The following is a 17,312-nucleotide window of genomic DNA, read 5'->3' as shown; positions in this document are numbered from 1 at the left end:
GGAAAACGAATATGATTTTTTTTAAAAACACCTATTTTAATAAGTTTTTTATACGGTTGAAATCTTCTTCAGAATGAAAAGGGATAGAGATTTTTCCTTTACCAGTGTTGCTAACAGTAACATCTATTTTATGACCAAAATAATCACTTATATCTTTAATGCTATTTTTAATATAGGTAGGTACTGGTTTCTTTTTTGGTTTAGGCGTTTTGCCAAATCTTAATGTTTTTACCAAATCTTCTGTTTGTCTTACAGATAGTTTTTCTCGTAAAATCTTTTCGTAAATGGCTAATTGATCTTCTGTATTTTCAACGTTTATCATTGCTCTACCATGTCCCATAGAAATAAAGCCATCTCGCATACCTGTTTGTAAAATAGGGTCTAACTTTAGCAAACGTAAGTAGTTGGTTACTGTAGATCTTTTTTTACCTACTCTAGTACTCAATTCTTCCTGTGTTAACTGAATTTCATCAATTAAACGTTGGTAAGACAAAGCTACTTCTATAGGGTCTAAATTTTTACGCTGAATATTTTCAACCAATGCCATTTCTAGCATTTCTTGATCGTTTGCAATTCTAATGTATGCAGGTATAGTGGTATTACCTATTAATTTAGATGCTCTAAAACGACGTTCACCAGAAACCAATTGAAATTTGTTTCCATCTAATTTACGAACAGTAATTGGCTGAATAACACCTAGTTCTTTGATGGAGCTAGCCAATTCTCGTAAAGCCTCCTCGTCAAAATAGGTCCTGGGTTGATATGGATTTACATCAATACTTTCAATTTCAATTTCTATAATACTCCCAACAACTTTATCTGCATTTTTGTCTGATGCAGAATTGATGCTAGAAGATTCTTGTAACAAAGCAGATAATCCTCTCCCTAAAGCCTGTTTCTTAGTTGCTTTTGCCATTTATGCATTCTTTTTTAATAACTCTTGTGCCAAATTTAAGTAATTTACAGCACCTTTACTAGTGGCATCGTAATCAATTATACTTTCTCCGTAACTTGGTGCTTCTCCTAAACGCGTATTTCTTCTAATAATGGTGTCAAAAACCATGCTAGAAAAGTGTTTTCTAACTTCGTCTACTACTTGATTAGAAAGTCGCAAGCGAGAATCAAACATGGTTAATAACAGGCCTTCAATATCTAAGTCTGGGTTGTGAATATTTTGAACACTCTTAATAGTGTTTAATAATTTTCCTAAACCTTCTAGAGCAAAATATTCACATTGTATAGGAATTATCACAGAATCTGACGCTACCAAAGAGTTTAAAGTAATTAATCCTAAAGACGGTGCACAATCAATCAAAATGTAGTCATAATTGTCTTTGATTTCAACCAAAGATTTTTTGAGCATATATTCTCTGTTTTGTTTGTCTACCAACTCTATTTCAATAGCAACCAAGTCAATATGAGCAGGAATGATATCTACATTAGGAGAGTCTGTTTTAACAATAGCATCTTTAACGTTGACTGTATGCTCTAAAACTTGATAAGTACCGTATTCTACAGCTTCAACATCAATACCCAAACCAGAAGAAGCATTTGCTTGTGGATCTGCATCTATTAACAACACTTTCTTTTCTAAAACTCCTAGAGAAGCAGCTAAATTAACACTGGTTGTGGTTTTTCCTACTCCGCCTTTTTGGTTTGCTATTGCTATAATTTTACCCATTATAAGATGATATCTATATATGTAGTAAAATTACATTTTTTTCTCTTTATATAAAGTGAAAGATGTTAACAAAAAATGAATTGTTTAATTGTTTAAATTACAGTGTTTTATTATTGTTTTGTTTCAGTTTTTAAACAAAATTAACAGATAGAATAATAATGTTAAGTTACTGATTCAAAATATCGAATAAATCTTATTTTTTTGGAATATTTTTTAAAATTTCGATTAAGAAATTCCAGAATTTTTGAGTTGATGAAATTTGAGCCCTCTCATCTGGAGAGTGTGCTCCTTTTATATTTGGCCCAAATGAAACCATGTCTATATGAGGATAATTTTGCCCCAAAATACCACATTCTAGACCAGCATGACACGCTGCAACATTAGGTTTTTCATGATGTAGTTTTTCGTATAAATTAGCAACAATACCCAAAATTTCTGAATTTACATTGGGTTGCCATCCAGGATATTCACCAGAAAGTAGTACTTTAAACCCAGCAAGTTCAAATGCAGATTGTAAAGAGTTTGCTAAATCGTATTTGTTACTTTCAGAAGAAGAGCGAGTTAAGCAACCAATTTTTATAGTTTCGTTTTTTACGATAACTCTAGCTATATTATTAGATGTTTCTACCAAACCTTTAATATCAGGACTCATTCTATACACCCCATTTAAAGCTGCATAAATAGATTTTAAAAACTGCTCTTGCACACCTAAATTCATTACTTTTTTAGGTGAAGTAGTTTCGTTAATCGTAATCGTTAAGTTGGGTTCTATAGGTAGAAATTCTTTTTTGATGTTGTTGATAAGTATTTGGATATCAGAAAGGAAAATAGTTTTAGAAACGGAGTCTATACAAACTATAGCAAAACTTTCACGAGGTATTGCGTTACGTAAGCTTCCACCATTTATTTCAGAAATTCGCAATCCGTATTTAGCAAAACCATCGTATAAAATACGATTCATGATTTTATTTGCGTTTGCTAACCCTCTATGAATGTCCATACCAGAATGACCTCCTTGCAAACCGGTAATAGCAATTGCAAAGGCAGTAGTTTTAGTGGGTGTATTTTCTTCTTTATAATTTTGAGTAGCTGTTATGTCTATACCTCCTGCACAACCCATTCCTATTTCGTCATCTTCTTCTGTATCTAAGTTTAATAAAATGTCACCTTTTAAAAGCGACGATTCTAAACCCATAGCACCTGTCATACCTGTTTCTTCATCAATTGTAAACAAAGCTTCTATATTGGGGTGTTGTAATGTTTTTGAAGATAATACACTCATAATTGCAGCCACACCTAAACCATTATCAGCACCTAAAGTTGTACCATCTGCAGTAACCCAATCACCATCAACTAGCATTCTAATACCTTCTTTTTCAAAATCGAAAATAATATCAGCATTTTTTTGATGTACCATATCTAAGTGACTCTGCAATACAACAGTTTTTCTGTCTGTAAAATTAGGTGTAGCAGGTTTTCTAATAATAACATTACCTACTTTATCTACAAACGTGTCAAGGTTAAGTTGTTTACCAAAATTTACCATAAATTCAATTATACGTTCTTCTTTTTTAGAAGGACGAGGAATTGCATTTAAATCGGCAAAATGATTCCACAAAACTTTTGGTTCTAAATTTCTGACTGCATCATTCATAGTAAAGTAGTTTATGATAATTTTAGTTGATTTCAATAATAGATTCAGAAAGTGTTTTTCTTACTTTTGGCATATCTTTCATATGGCAATCATCAGATCTAAAACCAACAGGTAAAACCAATACAGAAGTAAGGTTTTTGTTTTTAAGTGCCAGTACTTTATCGTATTTTTCAGCAATAAAACCTTCCATAGGACACGCATCAATTTTTTCTACTGCACAAACGGTTAATAAATTACCTAAGGCTATATAAGCTTGATTTTTGTTCCAAAGAAACAAATCTTCTTGTGATTTTTTATCAATTTCTGATATCAAAAATTCCTTAAAAGGAGCAATTATTGCATCTGTAGTGTTTCTTGTATTTTGTACCCTATTAAAGTATTTTTCAACTTCTTTAGAATTGTATGTTTTTGGAACGCAAATTACCAAAAGATGCGAAGCTTCTAAAACCTGAGGCTGGTTAAACGAATGTGCTACCAATTTTTTTTGAACATCTTTGTTTTTAATAACCAATAATTGTAACGGTTGTAAACCGTAAGAAGTAGCCGTTAAATTAAAAGCTTCTTTTAAGGTGAGTATTTGATGTTTTGTAAGTTCTCTCTCAGTGTCAAATTTTTTAACAGCATAACGCCATTTTAAGCTATCTACAATATTCATTTTTCTATTTTGAAGTACAAAAATACGTCTTTACCATGCATGATTTTTGTTAATACAATTATAAAAATTTATAATTTTATAGACGAATTTTTGTACCTTGAAAATAAAAAGCTATGAATGAAGATTTTTTGCACTATGTATGGAAGTATCAATTGTTTTCTGCAGGTACTTTAAAGACTTCTACAAATGAAGATTTAGTGGTTGTAAAGGTAGGTATGCATAACCAAAATTCGGGTCCTGATTTTTTAAATGCACAAATTAAAATAGCAGACAAATTATGGGTAGGAAATGTAGAAATTCATGTAAAATCTTCAGATTGGTATTTGCATAATCATGAAATAGATTACAATTATAACGCAGTAATTTTACATGTAGTTTGGGAAGATGATGCTGTTATTTTTTTAGAAAAAAATACAGTATTACCAACATTAGTACTTAAAAATATTACGTTTTCTTCCGCTTTGCAAAATTATCAGAATTTATTTTCTACTCAACAACGTTGGATTTCTTGTGAAAATGAAATTTACAATACAGATAAGTTTGTTTTTGAAAATTGGAAAGAGCGTTTGTTTTTTGAGCGATTAGAGCGAAAGTCTAATGATATGAAATTGCTTTTAACTGGAAATAATGACAATTATGAGGCTACATTATTTCAGGTATTGGCTAAAAATTTTGGATTAAAAGTAAATGGTGATGCATTCTTACTATTAGCCAAATCGTTTGATTTTGGTGTTCTCAGAAAAGTAAGGTTTAACGAAACGCAGTTGGCAGCACTGTTATATGGGCAAGCTGGTTTTTTGGAGGATAATATAGAAGAAGTTTACTATAAAGCCTTGCAAAAAGAATATGCTTATTTAAGACATAAATATCATTTAAAACCAATAACTAAACATCAGTTTTCATTTTTTAGAATGCGACCTCATAATTTTCCAACCATTAGAATTGCGCAGTTAACAGCATTATATGTTGCGCATCAAAACTTGTTTCCTAAAACTCTAGAAAACAATACTATAGATAGTTTTTATAACTTGTTTAGCGTGCAAGTACACTCATTTTGGAGAAACCATTTTACCTTTCAAAAACAATCAAAAACATCTACAAAAAAACTAACAGCTTCATTTATAGATTTACTTTTGATAAACACTATTATACCATTAAAATTTTTATATCAAAAAAATAGAGGAGAGGTAAATGAACTAGATTTTTTAGAGCTATTAAAGCAGATGAATCCAGAAAAAAATAGTATTATTTCTAAGTTTGAGGATATGCAAGTTTTATCAAAATCTGCTTATGATTCTCAAACATTATTAGAGTTAAAAAACAACTATTGCACAAAGAAACGATGTTTACAATGTGCAATAGGAATGGAAATCTTAAAGAATTAAAAAACTATTATTTAGGGTTTAAAATGCTATCTATCGTTGCTGTTAAATCTTTATAATGGTATTTTGTAATTGTATTTACAGCTCTTTTGCTAGCATTATTAGCTAAATACCTTAAGCTAGTTAATTCTCCTCTAGCTATAGAAATAATATCAGAATTCTGAGCGTCTTTGTCTTTTAGAAGCGCCGCAATTTGATTTACAAATGTTTTTTGAAGATTTCTTCTAGATGTAGATACATTTTTAGTAAAACTAGTTTCTGTAAAAATTCCGTTTCTCAAATCACGAATCATGTTGTATGCAGAATAGGTATTTGGATCTAGAATTTCTGCATCAATCATTCTTTTAATTTTTGAGGTATTGATAAGGCGAGATAAAAATCTATTTTGATAACGAAGCATCATATCTGCATAACCAGCTTCGTCAATTTTATTCAATATATTTTTATCTAACAACCAGTTTTGAGTGTTAAAAGCATTTTTATGCAACCATTCTATAGATGCTTGTTGCATAGATTTGGCCATAGGTTGATATACAACACCAGATTGATTTGGCTTCTTATTATATTCATAAACGCCTCCAACATTACTAATTACATGACCTACATATCTACTCCAAACCCCTATCATTTCTCCGTATAATTCTGCTAAATCGTCATAATTATTAGTTTGATTAGATGTCCATTCAGGTAAATTTTTCGCTACAATTTTTAAGTTTTTAATTCCGTAAGAACTTGCTTTTACATGATCGTCTCCAATATCTTCTGTTTGCGATTCTGGATCAAAACCACCTCTTCTTTGAAAACCAAATTTATAAATTGGGTTGTCCGCTTTTTCTTCAATCCATTTGTCTAAGGTGTTCACTTCAGCCTCAGGTGTTGTAGCAGCAGTAATTACACGGTACCCCCAATTAATTGCATGATGGTCATAAGGTCCTAATTGACGCACAAAACGAATGTTTTTATCACCCGGTTGTGCTACATAATTGTAACGAGCATAATCCATAATGGTTGCCGCAATTCCGTATTTCTGAGTAAAACTTCCAGAACGTAGAGAGTCTACAGGGTATGCATAACTGGCAGCCATATTGTGAGGTAAACCTAACGCGTGTCCTATCTCATGAGAAATTACCATTCTCATCATTTCGCCTATGTCTTCTGCAGGTGTATTTAATGTTCTTGCAGAAGGATTCGCGGCACCAGTTTCTAATAAGTATCGGTTTCTGTAAGAGCGTAAATGGTTGTGATACCATATAATATCACTTTCTATAATTTCTCCAGAGCGTGGATCAGAAACACTAGGGCCTACAGCATTTCTAGTAGTACTTGCTACATATCTAATAGAAGAATATCTAATATCTTCCATACTAAAATCTGGATCTTCTTCTTTGCTTGGAGGCATTTTTGCCATTATTGCATTTTTAAAACCAGCAGTTTCAAAAACTTTAGCCCAATCATCTACACCTTGTTTTATAAATTTTCTTAATTTTTTTGGTGTGGCAGGGTCTAAGTAATAAACAATTGGTTTTTTAGGCTCAACCAATTCGCCTCTTTTGTAAGCCTCTATATCTTTGGGTTCTAGTCTCCAACGTCTAATGTATCTTTTGTCATCTGCTTTTAGCGCTTCTGAATTATAATCAATGTTACCTACAGAAAAGTATCCTACTCTTTTATCGTAAATTCTAGGCTTCATTGGTTTTTCTGGAAGTAAAATCATAGATTGATTAACGCGTAGCGTGATTGTATTTGTGCTTTGATTGCTTGGAGGTGCATCAGCATCAAAAGTAAAATCTTGTACCACCTCTATATTTTTAGGGTAACTTTTTATGTAGTTAATAAAACTTCGTGAAGCATCTAATCTTCTTACTTTATAAGTTTTTCTGAATTGAGAGGGTAAGCCTGAGATTGCTTTAACGTCTGATGAGAAGAAATTGGTAACATCAACTAAAACAGCTGTAGAATCTGTATTTTGAGTTTTGATGTCAAAAGAATAAATAATTGGTTCTAAATTATTTGATTTTACCGATTTAAAAATAGGTAAAGAGTCGTTAGCAATAGCATTATAGGACTTTACTTTTAGTAAAATTTTATTTTTAAAGTGTTCCCAAACAACAACTTGAGTATTTACCTTAGATCCTGCATTTACATAGCCACCACCCAAACCAGAAGGAATGTCTTTTAGTCTGGTTACTAACAGCATTTCTTTTCCTAAGTACGATTTAGGGATTTCATACATGTATTTGTTTTTAGAAAAATGGACTTTAAATAAGCCTTGATCTGTTTTGGTGTTTTTGCCAACAAAATCGGTATATTTTAATTGTTTACTTTTTGTTGTAGTTGCAGTTTTTTCTGCCTTTTTATCTTTAGATTTTTTTCTTTGTGCATCCATAGAAAATGGAAATAGCAAAGTTAAAATGAGGCAAAATAGTAGTACTTTTTTCATGATAAAAATGGTTGTAAATAGAGCAACCAAATTATCAAAAAGTCTTAAAGCAAGGTCTTATAGATGTGTTAAAAAAAGACTAATACAGGCTTTTGTATTGCTTAGGATTAAATTCATGCATCATTTCATATACTTTTTCAAAAATATCTTCAGCAGAGGGTTTTGAAAAATAATCTCCGTCTGTTCCATAAGCAGGTCTATGCGCTTTTGAGGTTAAAGTAGAAGGTTTGCTATCTAAGTATACATATCCATTTTGTTTTTCTAAAATTTCTTGCAATAGATATGCAGATGCACCTCCAGGAACATCTTCATCAACAATTAATAACTTGTTGGTTTTAGCTAAACTTTTTACGCAATCGTGATTCAAATCAAAAGGCAATAAACTTTGAGCATCTATTATTTCGATATCTATATTTACTTGTAATAATTCTTTAGCTACTTCTTCAACAATTCTTAAGGTAGATCCATAAGAAACTACGGTAATATCTTTACCTTTTTTTACGGTTTCAACAACACCTATAGGTGTTTTAAATTCCCCTAAATTAGATGGTAATTCTTCTTTTATTCTATAACCATTTAAACATTCAATAACCAAAGCGGGTTCATCTCCTTCTAAAAGTGTGTTGTAAAATCCTGCAGCTTTTGTCATATTACGAGGCACAAGAACATGTATTCCTCTAACGTTGTTAATAATTCCTCCCATTGGAGAGCCAGCATGCCAAATGCCTTCTAAACGATGTCCGCGAGTTCTTATAATTAAGGGTGCTTTTTGTTTGCCAAAAGTTCTGTAATGTAATGTAGCTAAATCATCACTCATAATTTGAAGTGCATACAATAAATAATCTAAATATTGTACTTCTGCAATGGGTCTTAAACCACGCATTGCCAACCCAATTCCTTGTCCAATAATAGTAGCTTCTCTAATACCTGTATCTGCAACCCTAATAGTGCCGTATTTATCTTGTAAGCCTTCTAAACCTTGATTTACGTCTCCAATATAACCAGCATCTTCACCAAAAATAACGACTTCTGGATGCTTTTTAAGAATAGCATCAAAATTATCTCTCATAATAATACGAGCATCTACTAATTTTTTTGCTTGATTGTATACAGGAGCTTTTTCACTAATGGTTAAAGCACTATAGTCGGTTTCGCTCATCAACTTAGAAGAATATTTGTTGTGAGCACTTTGTATATTTTTTTTGATAAAATTCTGAAGCGCAGTTTTTTCTTCAAAAGTTTCATCTTTAAGGTATCTTAACGATTTTCTTGCAGTAGATAAAATATCTTTAAAATTAGGTTCTATATTAGTTACTAAATCTTTTCTGTATTTGGCTATAAAAGCACCATTTTTACTTTTTTTAGCAATATTATCTAAAATTTGAGCACATACAGCTACTTCAGCTTTTATTTCGTTTATAAACGCGTTCCAAGCATTTCTTTTGGCGTTAACAACTTCTTTTTTTGCAGCTTTTTCTAATAAGATAATTTCTTCTTCAGATTCTACAAAACGTAAGATTTCTCCTGTTTCTGTTTCCAACTCAAAATCTAAAATCCATTCTCGCATTTTAGCAATACAATCGTGTTCTTTTTCCCAAACCAATCGTTCCTTTGTTTTGTAACGCTCATGAGATCCAGAGGTTGAGTGTCCTTGTGGTTGTGTTAATTCTTTAACATGAATTAAAACAGGCACATGCTGTTCTCTTGCAATTTTTGCTGCTTTGTTGTAGGTGTCTACAAGTTGTACGTAATCCCATCCATTAATAACAAAAATTTCGTAGCCGTTTTTTTCGTGTTCTCTTTGAAAACCTTTTAAAACATCAGAAATACTTTCTTTGGTTGTCTGGTGTTTTGCGTGAACTGAAATTCCGTATTCATCATCCCAAACACTCATTACCATAGGTACTTGTAAAACACCAGCAGCATTTATGGTTTCAAAAAATAAGCCTTCACTTGTGCTTGCGTTTCCAATAGTACCCCAAGCTACTTCATTTCCTTTATTAGAAAAGTTTGTTTTATGTTGTACACTTTTTTCGTTTCTATATATTTTAGAAGCTTGCGCTAAACCTAAAAGTCTAGGCATTTGACCTGCTGTTGGAGAAATGTCTGAGCTAGAATTGTATTGTTTTGTTAAATTTTTCCAGCTTCCATCCTCATTTATGCTATGGGTTGCAAAATGACCACCCATTTGTCTTCCTGCAGACATTGGATCTGCTTTAATGTCTGTGTGAGCGTATAAACCCGCAAAAAATTGTTGAGGTGTTAATTCTCCTAAAGCCATCATAAACGTTTGGTCTCTGTAGTAACCAGATCTAAAATCACCATGTTTAAAAGCTTTTGCCATAGCAAGTTGAGGTACTTCTTTACCGTCTCCAAAAATACCAAACTTTGCTTTTCCTGTTAAAACCTCTCTTCTGCCTAACAAACTACATTCTCTACTAATTTTAGCAATTTTATAGTCTTTTAAAACCTCGGTTCTAAAATCTTCAAATGATAATTTTTGTTTATCTTTAGTAAGAGCTGTTTGCAACATTTTTGGGAGTTTTAAACGTAGCGCAAATATAGTTTTTTTAAATGATATTTAAAAATATAAATTTTTGTTAAATTATTCTCAAAAAAAATAGTTTTAAACGTGTTTTGTTTGAGGATAATTCAAAAATAAATTAAAGAAGTTGTGTTTTTTCTTCTGTTGAGTTATAAAAAACCTCTTCTAAAAAAATTATAGATTGCACCAAAATTAGCACTTAAGGTAAATCTTATTCTTTCTTGATAAGAAGGTTTGCCAATTTCCCATCCGTTGTTTGAGTATAGTGGAAAATAAATTTCTAGAATTTGATGCACAAAATTGAATCGTATTCCGTTTTCGTACGCAAAATATACGGGTTGATCTCTATTTTTTAAGAAAGCAATACCGTTATAAAATTCTAACCACCTCCATAGACCTATGCTAGAGTTTGTAGAAACCATAAATTGATTTGCAAATCGAACAGGTAGTACAGATTTAAAGCCGCCCTCTGCAATAATAAATTGCTGACTAAAGATTCCTGAATCTTCAGAACGCCCTAAGTAGTTTAATTGAAATAAATAATCTGTAGCTCTGTCTAAGCCAAAGCTAAAATCGTCTCCAACAGTATTGTTGTTAAAAAATGTTCCTGCATATAGTCTAAAATCTAATTGGGTGTCAGAAGTGTTTAATGTACGATATCTTATGTCTAATGCCGCTTTCGAAAATTTTCTTGCAAACTCTGTACTAAAACTATATCTAAATTCTTTTATGATGTCTGGGTTCATATAATTATAACTTAGGCTAAGTACGCTGTACTTGTCTTGATCAGTTTGTACTTCTCCAGGTGCTACATCTTTATCTATATCTACTAATTTTAATAATATATATTCTCTAGAAACATCTCTTAGAGATTTTCGTTTAAAAACTAAACTAGCAAAAGGAACAAAAGACCTAAAAGATAAATTTGGTGCAAAATCTAGTGTTCTACCAGAAACACCGTATTCCATTTTGTAAATTTTAGTTTTTTCGAAATACTGATTATATCTCGTAGAAAAACTACCTAAAAAATTTCTACTTTTTGTAGCATAAGCAGGTGAAACACTAAATTCAAAATTTCTTTTAATAAGTGGTTTATTATCTAATTTTAATCCTAAAATTAATCCATTGTAAAAATTGTAACTAGCTTCTGGTTGATAAAAAAGTTGGTTAAAATTAGGGCTACTGATATCTTTAAAAAATGAGAACTTTATAGGTTTATTAAGTATTTTTTTGTCTATTTTATACCAATTATTTAAGGTGTTAAGTTCTGGGTATAAGTTTTCATAATTTAGAACAACAAAGTCATAATCTCCTTTTTCAAGTTTAACAGTTTTGACAGAATCTACATTAGAAATCCATTTTTGAGCTTTTATTTTGTCGTCTTTTAGAGCGTACAAAGCTACAGGAGTAACCATGTTTCGTTTATTTCTTATGGTAACTATAATGCTATCATTATCCTCTTTAACATATTCTATTTTATGATCAATTTTTTTATTTGTCTGAATATAATCACCAAAAAACCAATCTAAATTTCTTTTGGTATTAGCAGCAATAATTTTACGAAATTTTTTGCTAGAAGTTATTTTAAGTTTGTTTTCTTGATAGAGTGTTTTTATTGATTTGTTTAGAACACTATCTCCTACATAACCTTGCAGAAATTTAAAACCCAAACCAGATTTGTACTTGCTTAACACTTTTCTGTTAAAATTAGAAAGTGAGTCTGAAGAGGTGGTTAACGATTGATCTAAAAATTTTCTAGCCACAGATTGGTAAAGGAATGGGTACTTATCATTGAACTGAAGTTTAGAAAAATTGAAACTTCTTAATAACCAAGAGTTAGCAACTTTACCAAGTAACTTTACCTCTGGGTAAAAAGTTTCTACATATTCTATCATTAAATAATTCTGTAAACCATCTATTAACCAGTAATCTTTACGTTTATTAACAAATAGTGTGTTTTCTATGTATTTTTGGCTAATGGCTTTAAACATAGTAAGATCCCATTTAAAAGTATCTGAAAACGGACGAAGAAAATCTGGTAGCTGGTTAAACCCGTAAATAGGATTTTTACGCTGAGTGGCTCTGTCTATATAAATTTCTAAGTGTGGGTATTTTCCAAGATACTTTTCTATAAATAAGAGTTCTCTATTTAAAACATTTGTTGCTAATTTATAATCTATTGCATTCGGTTTTACATTGGAGTATATGTTAATCTTGTCTGTAATAAATACTTTTTGTTGCTTTTCTTTACTGATGCTAAGTAGAATATCGATCTTATTTTTACCAATTAAATAGTAGTTAATTTTATCGGGTAAATCTGTTTTGTATTGATACAAATTACTTTCTACAATATACTTTTTAGGTACATCTAACTCTATGTTAAAGTCTGTATTTTGTTCTAATAAATCATCAATATTTAGATTACTCATTAGTTGCCAACCATTATTATAAACAGCAGGAGTAATGTACCAATATCTTAAATGATATCCTTTATCATTTTTCCCATAGTTAGTAAAACGATCACTTGGAAATTTAACAGTGTAGGTAATTGCAATTTTAGTACTATCCTTAGGTAGTAAGGGTTTGTTGAGTGTAACTTTAAGAATATCAGCTTGATTGTCTAATTCTTGAAAATTTACATTTTCGAAATTAATAGAAAGGTTTTCAATTTTAGAATACCCTAAATCTCTTTTTTTAGCAAAATAAAGATCTTTTCTGTAGTTTTCTATAAAACGTTTAGATAACGGTGTTTTTCTGTCTTTGTAACTATTAGCCCAATTGTGTAAGTATATATTTTGAAGAATAGAGTCTGATTGATTGTAATATAAAATTTCTTGCTGAATTTTTAGAATGTGATTTGTGTCATCTAATTCTGCTTTCATAGAAATAACGTTTTGCTGTGAATAAGCAACCGAAGAAAAAGAGACGTATATTACAAGTATGTAAAAATAAAATTTCAATTAGATTTTAATATTTTTTTTAGGTTTCATAGAATTTGCTGAAAGATAGTAAATACCTTTAGAAAAAGAATCTAAATTAACATCTTATTGTTGATGGTGTAAGTTATTCTTATTCTTAATTTCATCAATAGTCTATAGATGTTTTTTTGACCTTTGAAAATGAGTGGTTAAGTTTAATTCCTTATTTTTTCTTTGTAAATTGATAAAAAATTAGGTAGCACAGTATCTATAACTGTTGTAGGTATTTTGTTATACTTTAATTATCAAATTAGCATTGTATTTAGATATTGGTAAATATCATTTTACAGATTTCACTATAAAATTGAGCTTGTAAAAAGAAAAGGAAAAAAATAAAACTATTTTAGAAATTTGGTTTTAATTGATACTTGGCATAAAACTTATTTAAATGCTCAACAGCTTCATCAGCAGTATCTACTAATCTAAATAAATCTAGATCTGTTTCGCTTATGTTTCCTTCTTCTAGCAGCGTGTTTTTAATCCAATCAATCAATCCAGACCAAAACTTTTTGCCTACTAAAACAATTGGGAATCGACCAATTTTATTGGTTTGAATTAAGGTTATAGCTTCAAAAAGTTCATCCATAGTTCCAAAACCACCAGGCATTACTACAAAACCTTGAGAGTATTTTACAAACATTACTTTACGTACAAAAAAGTAATCAAAATCAAGACTTTTATCGGCATCTATCCAAGGGTTGTCATGTTGCTCAAAAGGAAGTTCTATATTTAAGCCTACAGAAATTCCTTTACCACGATTGGCACCTTTGTTACCAGCTTCCATAATTCCTGGGCCACCACCAGTAATTACTCCGTAACCGTTTTGAGTTAGTTTAAAAGCTACTTCTTCTGCCAATTTATAATATGGGTGATCAGGTTTTGTTCTTGCAGACCCAAAAATAGATACACATGGGCCTATTTTACTTAGTTTTTCATATCCTTCCACAAATTCAGCCATAATTTTAAAGATGGCCCAAGAGTCGTTAGTTTTTATTTCGTTCCAAGTTTTTTGTTGTAGTTTTTCTCTTATTTTTCTATCGTCATTCGTCATGATCGTAATATTTTAAAGTTATTTTTTATTTTAAAGAAGCAGTACTTGCTAAAATAGTTCTTTTTTTAAAAATTTAGCAGTGTAGCTACTTTTATGTTTTGCTACTTTTTCTGGTGTTCCTGTTACTAAAATTTGACCTCCTTTTTTTCCACCTTCCATACCTACGTCAATGATGTAATCTGCTAATTTTATGACATCTAAATTATGCTCTATAATTAACACAGTATTTCCTTTATCTGCCAATTTGTTTAAGACATCCATTAACACTCTAATGTCTTCAAAATGCAGTCCGGTTGTAGGTTCGTCTAAAATATAAAAAGTGTTTCCTGTATCTCTTTTAGATAATTCTGAGGCTAATTTAATACGTTGTGCTTCACCTCCAGATAATGTTGTAGATTGTTGACCAAGAGTAATATAACCTAGGCCAACATCTTTAATAGTTTTTAACTTTCGGTAAATTTTAGGAATGTGTTCAAAGAAATTAGTGGCATCTTCAATAGTCATGTTTAAAACATCAGAAATAGATTTTCCTTTGTAACGGATTTCTAAAGTTTCTCTATTAAAACGCTTTCCTTGGCAGGTTTCGCATTCTACTTGTACGTCAGGTAAAAAGTTCATTTCTATAACACGTACACCACCACCTTGACAAGTTTCACATCGTCCTCCTTTTACATTAAAAGAAAAACGCCCAGGTTTATAGCCACGAATAGAGGCTTCTGGAGTTTTTGCAAAAAGGCTTCTAATTTCATCAAAAGTTTTGGTATATGTTGCAGGATTAGAACGTGGTGTTCTACCAATGGGAGATTGGTCAATATCAATTACTTTATCAACATGTTCTAAACCTTCTATTTTTTTATAAGGCATTGGTTTTTTTACCCCTCTATAAATATATGCATTTAAAATGGGGTATAAAGTTTCGTTTATTAAAGTTGATTTTCCGCTTCCAGAAACTCCTGTAACACAAATCATTTTTCCTAAAGGAAACTCAACGGAAACATTTTTTAAATTATTGCCAGAAGCACCTTTAAGTTTGATGATTTTTCCGTTGCCTTCTCTACGGTTTTTAGGGAGTTTAATTTCCCTTTTACCAGTTAAATAATCAGCAGTTAGCGTATTGTGTTTTTTTAAATCGTTAAAACTTCCTTTGCTTACTATTTCTCCTCCATGTTTTCCTGCACCTGGGCCAATATCTAAAACAAAATCGGCTTTTTTAATCATATCTTCATCATGCTCTACAACAACTACGGAGTTTCCAACGTCGCGCAATTTTAATAAAGAATCTATTAATTTTTGATTGTCTCTTTGGTGTAAACCAATGCTTGGTTCGTCTAAAATATATAAAACCCCTACCAATTGAGAGCCAATTTGTGTTGCCAAACGAATACGTTGTGCCTCACCACCAGAAAGCGATTTAGAAGTTCTGTCTAACGTTAAATAATCTAGCCCCACATCCAATAAAAACTGAATACGCGTTCTAATTTCTTTTAATATTTCTGAAGCAATAGTAATCTGTTTTTCAGAGAGTTCTTTTTCTATGTGTAGAAACCATGTAGCTAATTCTGTAACGTCTAGTAGTGCTAAATCGCTGATGTTTTTATCTGTAATTTTAAAGTGAAGTGCTTCTTTTTTTAATCGTTTTCCTTGACAAGTAGTACAAGTAACTTCGTCCATAAAACCTTTAGCCCATCTTTTTATAGAAGTACTTTCTGCGTTTTTGTACTGATTTTCTATAAATGCGACAATTCCTTCAAAATCTATTTTATAATTTCTGGTAACTCCAACCGTTTTAGAGGTAATTTCAAAAGATTCATTGCCTCCATTTAAAATCATCTCTAAAGCATTTTTAGGAATGTCTTTTATTGCATCTGTGATGTTGAATTTATAACGCTCTGCAATATTCTGAATTTGTTTAAAAATCCAACTGTTTTTTTGTTCTCCTAAAGGTACAATTCCGCCTTTTTTGATAGAGATAGTATTATCTGGAATTACCTTTTTTAGGTTTATTTCGTTTGTGATGCCTAATCCATTGCATATAGTACAAGCACCTTTTGGGGAATTGAATGAAAATGTATTGGGTTCTGGATTTGGATATGCAATTCCGGTTGTAGGGCACATGAGTTCTCGACTAAAATAACGAGGTTTTTCATCATCAATATCAATAACCATCATAATATTATTTCCAGAGTACAATGCTGTTTTTATGGTTTCTTCCAAGCGTTTTTCTGCAGCATCATTAACAAGTAGTCTGTCAATAACTACTTCTATATCATGAGTTTTGTAACGGTCTAAACGCATTCCTTTTTCAATTTCCTGTATTTTTCCGTCTACACGAACTCTAACAAAACCTTGCTTAGAAATTTGTTCAAAAAGTTCTCTATAATGTCCTTTTCTAGATTTAATTAAAGGTGCTAAAACAGCAATTTTTTTTCCTTCAAAATCTTTTAGAATGAGCTGTTTGATTTGTTCATCAGAATAACTCACCATTTTTTCTCCAGTGTTATAAGAATATGCGTCAGAAGCTCTTGCAAATAACAATCTTAAAAAATCATAAATCTCAGTAATAGTACCTACTGTAGATCTAGGACTTTTATTGGTTGTTTTTTGTTCTATAGAAATTACTGGAGAAAGTCCATCAATTTTATCAACATCAGGTCTTTCTAAACCACCTAAAAATTGTCTAGCATAGGCAGAAAAAGTTTCAATATAACGTCTTTGCCCTTCAGCATAAATAGTATCAAAAGCTAAAGAAGATTTTCCGCTTCCGCTTAAACCGGTAATTACAACTAGTTTTTCACGCGGAATTTTAACATCAATATTCTTCAAATTGTGTACTCTTGCTCCGTAAACTTCAATATATTCTTGATCTTTCAAAAGAGGTGTTTTTTTGGAAAAAAGCAAAGTTAAAGAATCCTTATTTAATTTTGAT

Annotated in this window: 10 protein-coding genes; 1 reads left to right on the top strand and 9 read right to left on the bottom strand. The window is 31.0% G+C overall.

Features of this window, described 5'->3' with window-relative positions; translation table 11 throughout:
* Positions 1–31: 31 nt before the first annotated feature.
* From DUT90_RS02215 to DUT90_RS02200, 4 genes are all read right to left on the bottom strand, one after another.
* Complete coding sequence (locus DUT90_RS02215) at positions 32–916, bottom strand: ParB/RepB/Spo0J family partition protein (RefSeq protein ID WP_114425085.1); 885 nt, start codon at positions 914–916, stop codon at positions 32–34.
* Positions 917–1,681 carry a ParA family protein gene (locus DUT90_RS02210; protein ID WP_114425084.1) on the bottom strand — a complete coding sequence of 255 codons (765 nt, stop codon included), beginning with the start codon at positions 1,679–1,681 and terminating at the stop codon, positions 917–919.
* 193 nt (positions 1,682–1,874) lie between these two features.
* Positions 1,875–3,335 (bottom strand): aminoacyl-histidine dipeptidase, encoded by a 1,461-nt coding sequence (locus DUT90_RS02205; protein WP_114425083.1) that lies wholly within the window; start codon positions 3,333–3,335, stop codon positions 1,875–1,877.
* A 22-nt stretch (positions 3,336–3,357) separates the two neighbouring features.
* Positions 3,358–3,990, bottom strand: a complete 633-nt coding sequence (locus tag DUT90_RS02200) for an NAD(P)H-dependent oxidoreductase (protein WP_114425082.1) — start codon at positions 3,988–3,990, stop codon at positions 3,358–3,360.
* Positions 3,991–4,103: 113 nt separating this feature from the next.
* On the opposite strand from DUT90_RS02200, the gene DUT90_RS02195 reads away from it, so the two are divergent.
* Complete coding sequence (locus DUT90_RS02195; protein ID WP_114425081.1) at positions 4,104–5,375, top strand: DUF2851 family protein; 1,272 nt, start codon at positions 4,104–4,106, stop codon at positions 5,373–5,375.
* 7 nt (positions 5,376–5,382) lie between these two features.
* On the opposite strand, the gene DUT90_RS02190 is transcribed toward DUT90_RS02195, so the two are convergent.
* The 5 genes from DUT90_RS02190 to uvrA all read right to left on the bottom strand — a co-directional run bounded on the left by DUT90_RS02190 (position 5,383) and on the right by uvrA (position 17,257).
* Positions 5,383–7,812, bottom strand: coding sequence for a zinc-dependent metalloprotease (locus DUT90_RS02190; protein WP_114425080.1), 2,430 nt, complete (start codon positions 7,810–7,812; stop codon positions 5,383–5,385).
* A 79-nt stretch (positions 7,813–7,891) separates the two neighbouring features.
* Complete coding sequence (locus tag DUT90_RS02185) at positions 7,892–10,345, bottom strand: thiamine pyrophosphate-dependent enzyme (RefSeq protein ID WP_114425079.1); 2,454 nt, start codon at positions 10,343–10,345, stop codon at positions 7,892–7,894.
* A 161-nt stretch (positions 10,346–10,506) separates the two neighbouring features.
* Positions 10,507–13,239: an aminopeptidase gene (locus DUT90_RS02180; RefSeq protein ID WP_258848482.1), complete on the bottom strand. Its 2,733-nt coding sequence runs from the start codon at positions 13,237–13,239 to the stop codon at positions 10,507–10,509.
* 439 nt (positions 13,240–13,678) lie between these two features.
* On the bottom strand, positions 13,679–14,386 hold the full coding sequence (locus DUT90_RS02175) for a TIGR00730 family Rossman fold protein (RefSeq protein ID WP_114425077.1): 708 nt from the start codon (positions 14,384–14,386) through the stop codon (positions 13,679–13,681).
* A gap of 48 nt (positions 14,387–14,434) precedes the next feature.
* Entirely contained in the window at positions 14,435–17,257 is a 2,823-nt protein-coding gene (gene uvrA, locus DUT90_RS02170; RefSeq protein WP_114425076.1) for an excinuclease ABC subunit UvrA, read from the bottom strand.
* Positions 17,258–17,312: the final 55 nt, after the last annotated feature.

Origin of the sequence: Polaribacter sp. WD7, from assembly GCF_003335085.1 — a bacterium.
Classification (GTDB): Bacteria; Bacteroidota; Bacteroidia; order Flavobacteriales; family Flavobacteriaceae; genus Polaribacter.
The sequence above is the reverse complement of the archived record's forward strand: the minus strand, read 5'-3'. Positions and strand labels throughout refer to the sequence as shown.

Bases quoted from the DNA above. Each gene is read 5' to 3' on its own strand.
- DUT90_RS02215 (WP_114425085.1), bottom strand. From the start codon at position 916: ATGGCAAAAGCAACTAAGAAACAGGCTTTAGGGAGAGGATTATCTGCT.
- DUT90_RS02210 (WP_114425084.1), bottom strand. From the start codon at position 1,681: ATGGGTAAAATTATAGCAATAGCAAACCAAAAAGGCGGAGTAGGAAAA.
- DUT90_RS02205 (WP_114425083.1), bottom strand. From the start codon at position 3,335: ATGAATGATGCAGTCAGAAATTTAGAACCAAAAGTTTTGTGGAATCAT.
- DUT90_RS02200 (WP_114425082.1), bottom strand. From the start codon at position 3,990: ATGAATATTGTAGATAGCTTAAAATGGCGTTATGCTGTTAAAAAATTT.
- DUT90_RS02195 (WP_114425081.1), top strand. From the start codon at position 4,104: ATGAATGAAGATTTTTTGCACTATGTATGGAAGTATCAATTGTTTTCT.
- DUT90_RS02190 (WP_114425080.1), bottom strand. From the start codon at position 7,812: ATGAAAAAAGTACTACTATTTTGCCTCATTTTAACTTTGCTATTTCCA.
- DUT90_RS02185 (WP_114425079.1), bottom strand. From the start codon at position 10,345: ATGTTGCAAACAGCTCTTACTAAAGATAAACAAAAATTATCATTTGAA.
- DUT90_RS02180 (WP_258848482.1), bottom strand. From the start codon at position 13,239: ATGAAAGCAGAATTAGATGACACAAATCACATTCTAAAAATTCAGCAA.
- DUT90_RS02175 (WP_114425077.1), bottom strand. From the start codon at position 14,386: ATGACGAATGACGATAGAAAAATAAGAGAAAAACTACAACAAAAAACT.